Source organism: Pseudoalteromonas sp. SMS1 (assembly GCF_021530565.1).
Lineage (GTDB): Bacteria > Pseudomonadota > Gammaproteobacteria > Enterobacterales > Alteromonadaceae > Pseudoalteromonas.
Window position 1 is genome coordinate 50,860 of the sequence record NZ_JAKGBI010000006.1, and the last position, 12,461, is coordinate 63,320.

A 12,461-nucleotide genomic window follows, 5' to 3' on the forward strand; every position below is an offset into this window, starting at 1 on the left:
TAAACCTCCGAACATCGACGCGACATGCATTCATTTAGCCCAAAGAGCTAAAACCTCTAGTTACTAGGATAGACGCTGCACACACATCGTTAAAAGTAAAAGTACAAAAATGTAAAGTAATTCAACTTACGATCCCTGTATCCTTTAATAAGGAGAACCTTAAAAACCTACCCTGCTACCGCTCACCTTGAATTAGCGAAAAAATACCACCTTATGAATTTTACCATTTTCAATTTGGTAGCTAGTCACAAACTCAGAGCGCTTATCAACTACACCTGCTTGTTCTGAACAAATTTCAGATGTCTCATGGTCAATCACAATATTGCCATTCGTTATTCGTTTAATTGAGGTCGCTTTCAAACAGTGCATTTTTTCAAACATCAGTCCATAGCGCTTTATTAGCTGTTTTTTGCCTTTGAACATAAGTGTCTGAGGGTAAATGTAAAACTCTACATTCTCATCGTATAAAGCGATGAATTTTCTGATGTCCTGTGTGTTATAAGCAGAAATTAGGGCATCGATAACAGCCTCTGCTTCTTTCTCGCTTTCGGTCTTCTGTAAATTGTATTCACTTGCGCGACCCTCGAAAGCGGGATTCGCAATAGAAACCCACGAGGTAAGTAACACCATAATTAACAACAAGTACCTCATAATTCCCCCTTTTTGGTACGTACAGGGGAATTATAACAAGTTTCGTTACTTTTATATACTAAATGGATCAATGCTGAATCGATTACCAATACTGTTCAACAGTGATATGGCCGGGCTCTGCTCTACGGTGCTTCTTAAATCCCATATCAGTTAACAATGCCGTGGTGTCTTTTACCATCGCAGGGTTGCCACACAACATAAAATGATGATCTTCAGTAAATTTTTCGATATGACAATATCTCAGCAACTCTCCACTGGAAATAATATCCGTAATACGCCCTCGCAACCCGTTTTCAGGCGGCTCTCGACTGACGAGTTGCACGTAAGTAAATTGTGGGAAAAGTTTTTCTGTCGCCTTTATCGGATCTTGATAACACAAATCAGTGTTGTGTCTGACCCCATGCACCAATACGATACGCCTATAATTACGCCACAGTTTTCCTTCAGCTAAAATAGAAAGGAACGGACCGATTGCGGTTCCAGTCGAAAGCATCCATAACGTGTCTGCTTTTGGCACCTCATCCAGTACAAAATACCCGCTTGGCTTATTGTTTATCCATATATCGTCCCCTTCCACCAACTGCGAAAGCTGGCTAGACAACGCGCCGTCTTCTACTTCTATTAAAAAGAACTCTAATAATGGATCTGAAGGTGAATTAACGAAAGAATACGCACGCGCAACTTTTTTGCCTCCAACTTCCAATCCGAGCTTAGTGAATTGCCCTGCTTTAAATGGCGCTATATCAGCGGCAACTTTAATACTGAATAAAGTCGGCGTCCACCAATTGACCTCGATTACCTTTCCAACAACCCAATTTGACATAGTTGAATCACAAAAAATGCATATACTAAAACAATGGCATAGAATCAAAGGTTGTCAAAGGTTTTGACACCAAGACGAGGCTAAACCCGCTTTCAACTTCGTCGTTGGCAGAAAGCGTTTTCCACCCTCAGGGATCAAGTGTTCTGCATCTAAGCTTTTCAATAGCTTTTCAATGTGTTCTTTGTAACCAAACTCAATGAGTACGGGCGCCTGCTCGATAATATAGCGCTCTGTATCTAAAGAGATCATGTTTTGAGCCACACTGTTGTACATCCAATCTAGCCACCCTAGATATTGCCGTTCGCTTTTTGGTAAATAGCCCGAGGGCAAGTCACGCAGGAGCGCACGATACTGTTTGAATACTGCTAACTTTCTGGATATTAGCGTTGCTCCCAACAGGTTCACGGTCACGCGTGCAGCACTGAGATTATGTCCAACTTTTAAATAATGTTCACGAGCCTGTATATAAAACGCGACAGCCTCACTGGCTTTATTCAATACCACGGCGGTATTGCCTTTGACTACCAATAGTCCCGCTTTTCTATTCCCATCAAGAATGGCTTCATCAATACTCTGCAAGAGTTGAAAACTCACCGCAGGCTGCTCCATCAGCCGATAAGCTATTGCTAAATTGACTTTAACAATCATTTTATCAATGTCATTAAAGGCATGTTTCAATGCACATTTGTATGTTGTGACAGCCTCTTCGAACTGTCCATTTTTGCGATAAGCGACCCCAATCGCATTCACAGAAGAAAATAAATAAGGCGGGATATAAGCAGCTAAGCGCTGTGATGAGAGCTGTAAACTCATCTCTTCGACAAGTGACGTATTTTGAGTGTTGCTCGCTGCAATAAGGACATTTTTATAAATCAAAATGGTGTCGGGCCCACTTTGCTTTAACAAGCTTTGGGCAACATCTTCATAGCGCGCGATGGCTGCCAGTGGGTCGTTACGAGTAAGATGTTCGATTTCTTCAGACACCTGTTTGCTTACATCAGCATACACAATGCCTGTTGTGACCATAACCGTAACGAGCATGACACTCAGATTGAACTTTCGAATAATGTACTTCATGACTTTTTACGCCGTGTCGACATGTTTAAGCATGCGACCATCAAAAATTTACGGGGTTGACTGTACTTATCCTAACAATAATTAAGCCGCTATCCCATGTAAAGTGCAACTTACTCAATCATATTTTCTGGCACCACGGCCCTGCTAACCGAGTTTTTAAATGCGTTTGTGGCGCCATCTTATCCTTTTAGAGACGGTTTCCTTATTGCTCTCAGTTCACAGCTTCGATACATTGTCCTCATGATACTCAACGGTTCTTTTGGGGTAATTTAAAGCAAAGTATTGAATCTTTTCTGATACAGAGTCAAATTCAAGAAGTTCTTGATCACCAACAAGTGCACTCACTATGCTCAAAAATGATAGAACGGTCCCCTTTTTCTTAATGTCATCCCCATCGCTTTACTAACACATCCATCCACCCCAGAGTATAGTCGTTCAATGCACTGACGCCGCCTACACCGCCCTATTCCAATGTTTACAAAGTGAGGAGCTGGAACGCGTTAAGTCCTAAGGACTGACAACTCACGCTATTTCAGATGGGTTAAAGGATAAAAAAAAGCCGCACTAAGTGCGGCTTTTTGGGTGTGATTCGCTTTGTTTTAGGCGTGTCTCCAAAACTCTGCGATTACGTTACCAAGGAACTGTTCTAACAACGCCTTCAGCGTTGTTTTAAAGTCTAAATCGACTCGAGTGCGATTTTCACCATTTCGTTGAACGTACTTTGACGTTCTTCTGGTGGTGTTGCTTCACCTGTGATCACGTGATCACTGACCGTGAATAAAGCCATTGCTTTTGCGCCATATTCAGCGGCAACACCGTACATACCCGCTGTTTCCATATCAACAGCCAATACACCTAATTTATCTAGTTCGTTATAGAAGTCGCCATCAGCTTGATAGAAAGTATCTGTTGTAAATACATTACCTACCTTCGCTTCAATGCCAAGCTTGCGCGCCGCATTTACGCCATTTTCAAGCAAACCAAAATCAGCGATAGCAGCATAATCATAACCACGTACACGCGCTCTGTTCACATTAGAATCTGTGCTTGCACCCTGTGCAAAAATCACGTCACGAATCTTTGTGTCTTGGCTGATCCCCCCACACGTGCCAATACGAATTAGGTTTTTCACACCAAAGCTAACAATCAGTTCACGCGCATAGATAGACATTGAGGGAATACCCATGCCTGATCCCATGATACTAACTGGTTTACCTTTATACGTACCCGTGAATCCGAACATGTTACGAACGTCTGTCACTTGTCGAGCATCTTCTAGAAAGTTCTCAGCAATATACTTTGCACGTAGTGGATCACCCGGCATCAATACCGTTTCAGCAAAATCACCTGGGTTTGCATTAATATGCGGAGTACTCATAACATGTTTCCTTTAACTTAAGCTGTAACCAACTTGTCGGCAAAGCCGTCACCATATTCTAACGCTTCAAGGTTAAACCACTGGGCAAGTGTCTGACCAATATCTGCGAAGCTATTTCTTTCACCTAATGGAGTATTGTTCATTCCATTACGGTATGCCAACACAGGCACATATTCTCTAGTATGATCGGTACCAGGTGCAGTTGGATCGCACCCATGGTCCGCTGTAATGATTAAGATGTCATCATCTTTTAACTTACCTAACACTGTTGGTAAAAAAGCGTCAAATTCAGCCAGCGCTTCAGCGTAGCCTACCGCATTACGACGATGGCCAAACTTTTCATCAAAATCAACTAAGTTTGTGAATATCAAGCTTTTGTCCGGTGCTGAATCCATGACTTCAATTGTTTTATTCAGCAGGTTCATCAACCCCGGCGCTTTGTGCTTTTGTGTGATGCCTTGGTGTGCATATATGTCTGCTATCTTACCAATGCTGATCACTTCACCACCGCTGCTTGCCAATTTGTCCAAAACGGTCGGCGCTGGTGGTAATACCGAGTAATCTCGACGATTACCCGTACGAATAAAGTCGGCACTCGAAGTGCCTATAAACGGCCGCGCAATCACTCTACCTATATTCATTTCATCAAGCAGTGCCCGTGCGATTTCACATACTTGATAAAGCTTTTCAAGGCCAAATGATTGCTCATGAGCGGCTATTTGAAAGACGCTATCAACTGAGGTGTAACAAATCGGCTTGCCTGTCCTGACATGCTCTTCACCCAGTTGCTCAAGAATCACCGTGCCTGAGCCATAACAATTTCCTAAAATGCCTGGAATGTCTGCTCTTTTACACAGTTCTTCAATAAACTCTTGTGGAAAACAAGGTTGCGTGTTTGGGAAGTAACCCCAATCAAACAAAACGGGCACCCCAGCCATCTCCCAATGACCAGATGGCGTATCTTTACCGCTCGAAAGTTCTTTGGCATATCCCCATGCAGCATTCGGTTGCTGACGTTGTGAGATCAAGCAAGGCTCACCACCAGCCGCTTCACACGCATCTACAAGACCTAGTTGACTTAAATTAGGAAGTGCCAAGGCTTCGCCTTTTTCCTCTTTATATGCTTTTAAAAGATGAGCGAGAGTATTCGCGCCTTTATCACCAAACTTTTCTGCGTCTGGTGCTGCACCAACTCCTAGGCTATCTGCCATTAATATAATTGCTCTTGCCATATATCACCTCTCATCTTTCTTGTCTGGGTCGTATTTTGTTTTTATTAAGCATTCATGTTCCCAGAGGACGTTACTTTATTGCTACCTAAATATATCGTACAGGACATTAGTCCGCTGTCACAAAACCGTAATATAATATCACTCGTACCTATTTTACCTAAAATAAAAATCTGGTTATACCAGCGGACATAAGTCCTGTTTTGAGAACCCTAAAACATTTAAATTTGATCCTTAAGCGAGGCAAAAGAGATTAATCGTGTCTTTTTTGCTATTGTGATCTTCCAACGTTAACAATAGCTGGGTGTGAACTTTAGTGACACGAACAATTATAGCCATAGCTGGCGCTTCTGCGTCCGGTAAGTCTCTTTTTAGTCAAACAATATATAACGAATTAGTAAATGAGCTTGAATCAGGCGCTATTGCGGTTATAGAAGAAGACGCTTACTATAAAGATCAATCGCATTTGCCGTTTGAGCACAGAACTCAAACCAATTATGACCATCCGGATGCGTTTGAGCATGCGTTGATGAAAGAGCATCTTGAACAATTACGTCAAGGAAAATCCGTACAGGTTCCGACTTACGATTATGCTCAACACACGCGCAGTAGTGAGACACGCACGGTAAACCCGGCAAAAATATTAATTGTCGAAGGGATATTACTGTTAAGCGACCCAGCATTAATAGAAGAATTTGATATAAAGGTATTTATTGATACCCCGCTTGATATTTGTTTATTACGCCGAATGCAGCGTGATATCGAGCTTCGAGGCAGAAGTATATCTTCTGTTGTAGAACAATATCAGGCAACGGTAAGGCCGATGTTTTACCAGTTTATCGAACCATCGAAGCACAATGCCGACTTGGTCGTGACCCGTGGCGGTATGAATCGCGTTGCGATTGATATTATTAAAAGTAAAATAAAATATTTGCTGCAAGAATAAAACGGGAACATTTTGGCATGACAACAATAATGAGCCTAGTCGGCATGATGATGCTACTAGGTATTGCTTTCGCGGCTTCAACGAACCGCAGCGCAATTAACAAAAGAACGGTAGGAATTGCATTCCTAATGCAAGTCGTGATTGGCGGCTTTGTACTATTTATAGAAGCAGGTAAAAATGCTCTGGCTGCGATGTCATCAGCCGTGTCATCCGTTATTGGTTATGCCAATGATGGTATCGGCTTCTTGTTTGGCCCTCTGGCCGCTCAGGAATCCATAGGATTCATATTTGCAGTTCAGGTGTTGCCTGTAATTGTCTTTTTCTCAGCGTTGGTTGGTGTTTTATATCACCTGGGAATTATGGAATGGATAATTAAAATTTTAGGTGGTGGGTTACAAAAACTACTTAAAACATCACGACCAGAGTCACTCTCTGCGACTGCGAATATTTTCGTGGGCCAGACAGAAGCGCCTTTGATTGTAAAACCATTTATTCCAAAAATGACGCAATCTGAGCTATTTGCAGTCATGGTTGGCGGTTTAGCGACTGTTGCAGGGTCTGTGATGGCAGGTTATGTAGCGATTGGCGTCGATCTGAAATACTTGATCGCAGCCAGCTTTATGGCAGCTCCTGGCGGTTTCTTGATGGCCAAGATGATTGTGCCTGAAACAGAGAAGACAAAAGAGAATCTAGCCGAAGTAGACAGCGGTGAAGATAAACCAGTTAATGTAATTGATGCGGCTGCAGCTGGTGCGTCCAGCGGTATGCACTTAGCTTTGAATGTGGGTGCAATGTTACTTGCGTTTGTCGCACTTATCGCACTTATGAATGGTTTATTAGGTGGTATTGGTAGCTGGTTTAATCACCCTGAACTAACACTGCAAGAAATTTTAGGTTATGTCTTTGCACCTGTCGCTTGGATGATTGGTGTACCGTGGGCAGAAGCCGTAACGGCTGGTAGTTTTATCGGTCAAAAACTAGTAGTTAACGAGTTCGTTGCTTACTTAGATTTTATGAATTATCGCGATGGGTTATCTGAACACACCCAAGCAATTGTCACATTTGCGTTATGTGGATTTGCTAACCTGTCGTCGATTGCAATTTTACTAGGTGGACTAGGCGGTATGGCCCCTAGTCGTCGAAAGGATATCGCACGCTTAGGGCTCAGGGCGGTTTTAGCAGGGTCAATGGCTAACCTAATGAGCGCAGCAATAGCAGGTTTTTTCCTCTCGCTAGCTTAGAAACTTAACGAGATATGCCGCTTTTGCAAAACAATTGGTTGGTTACCTTAAGGGGTTAGGGTAACCATACTAACTTGAACGATACTTCACCAAAGGGCCTTTATGGCCCTTTTATCGTTTCTACAGCTTTACACTTCGCACGACATAACTTTCCCTATTCAGCCTTAACACAGTGACAATCAACTCCTTTCAACACCAACTGATCATACCTCTTAGAAATACAAAACCAACAAAGATGATTTAATTTACATTGGATACACAAGATAATATCATTGCGTTAATCAAAAGGGAGATAATAGAGACAAAACAACATTTATATCGTCTCTCCCAAAATTTGATTGTTTTCAAAAACAATAAAACGAATTAAGGAAAGTTTAGTGTTATCAAGCAAGAAGCGCAGTTTGCTTGCCATATCCATAGCCGCCACTCTGAGCAGCCCAGGATTTGCCAACGAAGATATAAGCCGCACTCAAATTGAAGATTCAAAGGATTCTGTTGCAACCACACAAGAGCCGGAAAAGACGGAACGTATCGTTGTCACAGGCTCACGAATAAAGCGAGACAGTTTTTCCGTTGCAACGCCCATTGCAACGCTATCTAAAGATGCATTAAGTGATGCAGGTCTTGGCTCTTTGTCTGAAATTCTAGTTGACCAAATGCCACAAATTGGCGAAGGCCAAAGTAATACAAACTCACAAAGTAGCGTACAAAATACGGGTCTATCAACGATAGATCTACGTGAATTAGGTACTAACCGTACGCTCACTTTAGTCGATGGACGCCGTGTCGTCTCAAATAGCTACTCAGGTAACTACGTGAGTCTCTCAACAATTCCCAAAGGGATGGTTGAGCGGGTAGAAATCATTACCGGTGGTGCATCTGCAGCGTATGGCTCAGATGCAATCTCAGGTGTCGTTAACATCATCACGCAACAAGATAAAGAAGGTGCATCATTTAATGTTCGAACGGGTGAAAGCACTGATGGTGGGGGTCGAGAGTTAACTTTTGACGCTGACTATGGCACCAGTTATGCGAACGGAAGAGGCTATCTCTTTATGAGTGCTTCTTACGATGAGCAGTTCGGCATGGAATATTGGGACCGTGACCGCGCACAGCAACAAGACTATTGGGATTATGATGAAAAACGCATGTGTAATACCATGCTTACAGCCATTTATGATGAACAAAACAAAACCGCATTCCAATGCATGCGAGACATCGATCAGTCGGATTGGCGATCTTTGAGTGATTCAATACCTGGCGGGGTGTTTGATGAATCGAGTAGTTTTAGACCCGATGCAGGTTTTTGGTACGACGGGACCACACTGAGAAGCGACTGGCAAGAAGAACAACATGGTATCCACTTTAATCAATTCACCATGCTCAAGGTACCCGATAAGCAACTTAGTGCAGCATTAAAAACAGAGTTTGAATTTGACTCTGGTACACAAGCATATTTTCAATTGCATTTGAGCCAAAATGATTCACATAACTTCAAGTCGCCAGAAAGTGAAGACGAGTGTGACCCAATCGTTACATATAGCCCACAAAATGATGAATTTGGTTCAGATTGTATGGGCCGCATCCCCTATGATAACCCCTATATGCCAGAGGAAATTCGCGCACAGGCGAGTGAGCGTGGTGTCAAATGGGATAGGTTATTTCAAGAAGTTGGCAACGTGATAAACGACAATGACCGTACCACAATTCGCAGCTGGGCAGGCGTCAGAGGCTATGCTTGGGATGACTGGGAATGGGATGTATCGCTTGGGTATGGCAAGTTTAAACAAACACAAACACGTGCCAATGAAATTGTCGTCGCACACGCAAAATACGCGCTTGATGCAGAACGCCTTGCAGATGGCACCATTCGCTGTAAAAATGAAGCTGCCCGTGCTGCTGGGTGCGTTCCGCTGAACTTATTTGGCGAAGGGTCAATTACACCAGAGGCGGCTGATTATCTTCGAGTCAATGCTGAAATCTACACAGATATCAAGCAAACAACCTTTGCAGCCGTACTCACAGGCGACCTATATACGCTGCCTGCTGGTCCCATTGCGTCTGCATTTGGATTTGAGTATAGAAAAGATGAGCAAAGTGTTGCAACCAATGTGCCTCAAGGCGGTATTACATTTAACTATGTCCCTCACTTCTCTGGCGACGTAAGTGTCTATGAAGCTTTTGCTGAGGTATCGGTACCACTTTTAAACAATGCTCCTTTTGCAAAGCACTTAAGCGCCGAATTCTCAGCCCGTCTCGCCGATTATAGTTGGTCAACAACGGGGTTAATTCAAAGCTACAAAGCTGGGTTTATCTATGAACCAGTTGAAGGCTATTCAATAAGAGCAAACTGGGCGAGAGCAATGCGCGCGCCCACTATTACAGAGCTCATGTCACCGCCACGCGGTGACTACAATACCTTCCGTGATTTCTGTGACGGCGTGACGGCGACATCCACCAATCCAGGCCATGATAACTGTCGACAAGAAGCGGGAATTCAAGCCGCTATCGCTACCGAAGGTGTGTTCGAGGATGAAAACAATAGCTATTCACCCAATGCTGGCAATAACGAATTACATGAGGAAACAGCGGATACATACACCGTCGGTGTATCGCTCGCACCCGCATTTATACCTGGGTTAAGGATCGCGATTGACTACTATGATATTCAAATTGAAGATGCCATCACCGCCCTTTCCAATGATGATATTATTACCTTCTGCTATAACTCAGCCATTGCATATGGCGCGAGTAATGAGTTTTGTAATGACATACGCCGTGACGAAGAGGGACAAATTGTTGAGGTTAAACAACGCCTAATTAACACCGATGAAGTCCGAACAAAAGGCTATGATATCGCAATGCAGTACGATTACAGCATGGGTGATTATGGTGATTTAACCTTTAAACTCGACTGGGGTCATGTCATAGAATACTCCGTTAAATCAACCGGACCAGATGGACAGTTTGAAGATTTCGAAGAGGGGTTCTTGGACAGGGACATTTTCGAAGACAAAGGGTCTGCCTCACTTACTTGGCGTAAGAACGATTGGCGTGTCCGTTGGAGCACCAAGTATAAAGGCTCGATCAAGCGTGATAAGGAAGATTACGAAAATTGGCTGAGCGCAATGGATAAAAACCAAACGCGCTGTGCTGAGCAAGAAGCGACATGCATCGCAGAGCCGGAAGCGTTGTGGGGCAATGATCTCCCTTCGGTCACTACACACGACTTAAGCTTGTCTTATACCCTGCCAATGAATGACGATAGCTCACTGCGTTTATATGGCGGTATAAGAAACCTATTCAACGAGCAAGGGCCATTTATAATTGGTGGCCGAGGTAACTTTAACAGCGCCTATGGCGGTGGTTTAGGTCGCTTTGCATTTTTGGGGGCACAATACACTTTTTAATCGATGAACGATGACCAATAATAATAAAGCCAGCAATAAGCTGGCTTTATTATTAGGTACATTGTATGTACAAAGGTGGTGAAGTTATTTGTTCAGCTGCGCTTTGGCTTCTTCCACCTTGGCGTAATCTAACCCAAGCTCATTCACCGCTTCTTTGATAAGGTTTGGGTTTTGCATCACTAACCCCATTAATTGCTGTAACTTTTCAGGGGGAATTGCCAACTGCTGAACCGTTGCCATCGCCATTAATGGATTCTCTGTTAATGCTTTAAAAACGTCTTTTATCTGTTCATCTGAAATGTTGTGTTCTTTTAGCAAAGCAATAATTGGATTCATGTTTAAACCTTTCAACTCATATTCAAAAACCAATGCTACGCACTGTGTTCTATCATCAAATTACAATGTGTTAGTTATTGGGCCTTGATACAATAACTTCAAGGCCTTGGCTTTTATTCTGCGCTGTTTTTTACCAGTCGAGCGCCATAAAATCCATCAAAATTAGAACTAATACCTGGTAATAAGTTCAACTCTTGCTCCAGTGACCAGTTCGGATTATTTACCAAAAATTGTTTTACTTGCTGCTCATTTTCCGAGGGAAAGATTGAGCAAGTTGCATAGACTAGCTTGCCGCCTACGCGGCACATTTGACTATAGCGCTGCAAAATATCTTGTTGCAATGAGATCAAGTCACATACACTTTGCTCATCCAAATGCCACTTTGCATCTGGATTGCGACGTAACACCCCAGTACCAGAGCAAGGAACATCCAGCAACACCCTGTCAAACTTCTCTTTTTGACGTTTTATGGTCTTACTACTTTGTATTACGCGGGTTTCAATAACATGAGCCCCCGCCCTTTTGGCACGTTTTTTCAAGGTGTCCAATTTGTGTTGGTGGATATCCAAAGACAATACCCTGCCTTTATTTTTGAGCTGTGCTGCAATATGCAGGCTCTTGCCACCCGCCCCAGCGCACGCATCCACTACTTTCATACCTGGCGCCAATTCCAATAATGGCACAATCTGTTGGGAGCCAGCATCTTGCATCTCAAATAACCCATCTTGAAAAGCATCGGTACGAAATAAATAGCCCATTTGCTTTACTTCAAGCGCATCCGATAGTGCATCAACTGGCGACGTTGTAATATTTTGCTTGGACAGTGTTTTGGCGACAGCTTCTCTGTCGGCTTTTAGCCCATTCACACGAATAAAGTTATCAGCACATTGATTAAGTGCCTGCGCTACCACAGGCCAATTTTCACTCAGCTCTCGCTGCGCACGGGCATGTAACCACAGAGGCATGCTCAATTGAATATCCGTTGGGGCATCATCCAGCGCCGCTTTTAAATCTGTTGTATTGAGCGATTCTAATTCTGGATAATCCGGTACTTGCCCTTTCTGTAAGCATGTATAGGCTCCCCACAACGCCCAAACATCGTCTCGCGTGCAATCTTGGAGTGTATCTACATCTTCTTGGTGACCAGTTACCCACATGAGCATTCTGCTAAAGCGGATCATATTGTAGAGAGTTGTAACAAAATATGCTCTTTGTTCCAATGTCCAACTGCCGTTTGCAGCCAGATGTTGTTGAATTACTTTATCTGCATAATGCTCTAAAGTAGCGGCCTGTAAGAATGCATTATGCAAGCAATCTAACAATTGACGGGTCACTGTCACAGCGGTTCTCTCTTTACAAATTTAAGGCGA

At 43.2% G+C, this 12,461-nt stretch carries 10 protein-coding genes; 3 read left to right on the top strand and 7 right to left on the bottom strand.

The genetic code is table 11. The features are described from left to right. Nucleotides 1-192: 192 nt before the first annotated feature. From L1286_RS09020 to L1286_RS09040, 5 genes are all read right to left on the bottom strand, one after another. Entirely contained in the window at nt 193-651 is a 459-nt protein-coding gene (locus L1286_RS09020; protein WP_235406576.1) for a nuclear transport factor 2 family protein, read from the bottom strand. Between the two features lie 82 nt (nt 652-733). Further along, a complete protein-coding gene (locus L1286_RS09025) occupies nt 734-1,474 on the bottom strand; it encodes a ferredoxin--NADP reductase (protein WP_235406577.1) in 741 nt (246 codons plus the stop codon). Between the two features lie 54 nt (nt 1,475-1,528). After that, nucleotides 1,529-2,551, bottom strand: a complete 1,023-nt coding sequence (locus L1286_RS09030) for a hypothetical protein (RefSeq protein ID WP_235406578.1) — start codon at nt 2,549-2,551, stop codon at nt 1,529-1,531. Nucleotides 2,552-3,227: 676 nt separating this feature from the next. After that, nucleotides 3,228-3,929: a purine-nucleoside phosphorylase gene (gene deoD / locus L1286_RS09035; protein ID WP_235406579.1), complete on the bottom strand. Its 702-nt coding sequence runs from the start codon at nt 3,927-3,929 to the stop codon at nt 3,228-3,230. A gap of 17 nt (nt 3,930-3,946) precedes the next feature. After that, nucleotides 3,947-5,161, bottom strand: a complete 1,215-nt coding sequence (locus L1286_RS09040) for a phosphopentomutase (RefSeq protein WP_235406580.1) — start codon at nt 5,159-5,161, stop codon at nt 3,947-3,949. 313 nt (nt 5,162-5,474) lie between these two features. Here L1286_RS09040 and udk point away from each other — a divergent pair, with 313 nt between their 5' ends. The 3 genes from udk (at nt 5,475) to L1286_RS09055 (ending at nt 10,755) form a co-directional block, all read left to right on the top strand. Continuing rightward, entirely contained in the window at nt 5,475-6,104 is a 630-nt protein-coding gene (gene udk, locus L1286_RS09045) for a uridine kinase (RefSeq protein WP_235406581.1), read from the top strand. 17 nt (nt 6,105-6,121) lie between these two features. Continuing rightward, nucleotides 6,122-7,345 carry a NupC/NupG family nucleoside CNT transporter gene (locus tag L1286_RS09050; RefSeq protein ID WP_235406582.1) on the top strand — a complete coding sequence of 408 codons (1,224 nt, stop codon included), beginning with the start codon at nt 6,122-6,124 and terminating at the stop codon, nt 7,343-7,345. Nucleotides 7,346-7,722: 377 nt separating this feature from the next. Beyond that, nucleotides 7,723-10,755: a TonB-dependent receptor plug domain-containing protein gene (locus L1286_RS09055; RefSeq protein WP_235406583.1), complete on the top strand. Its 3,033-nt coding sequence runs from the start codon at nt 7,723-7,725 to the stop codon at nt 10,753-10,755. A gap of 84 nt (nt 10,756-10,839) precedes the next feature. Here the strand turns inward: L1286_RS09055 and L1286_RS09060 are convergent, their stop codons facing one another. Both L1286_RS09060 and L1286_RS09065 read right to left on the bottom strand, forming a co-directional pair. Continuing rightward, nucleotides 10,840-11,091, bottom strand: a complete 252-nt coding sequence (locus L1286_RS09060) for a DUF2999 family protein (protein ID WP_235406584.1) — start codon at nt 11,089-11,091, stop codon at nt 10,840-10,842. A 113-nt stretch (nt 11,092-11,204) separates the two neighbouring features. Next, on the bottom strand, nt 11,205-12,431 hold the full coding sequence (locus L1286_RS09065) for an RsmB/NOP family class I SAM-dependent RNA methyltransferase (protein ID WP_235406585.1): 1,227 nt from the start codon (nt 12,429-12,431) through the stop codon (nt 11,205-11,207). Nucleotides 12,432-12,461 lie beyond the last annotated feature (30 nt).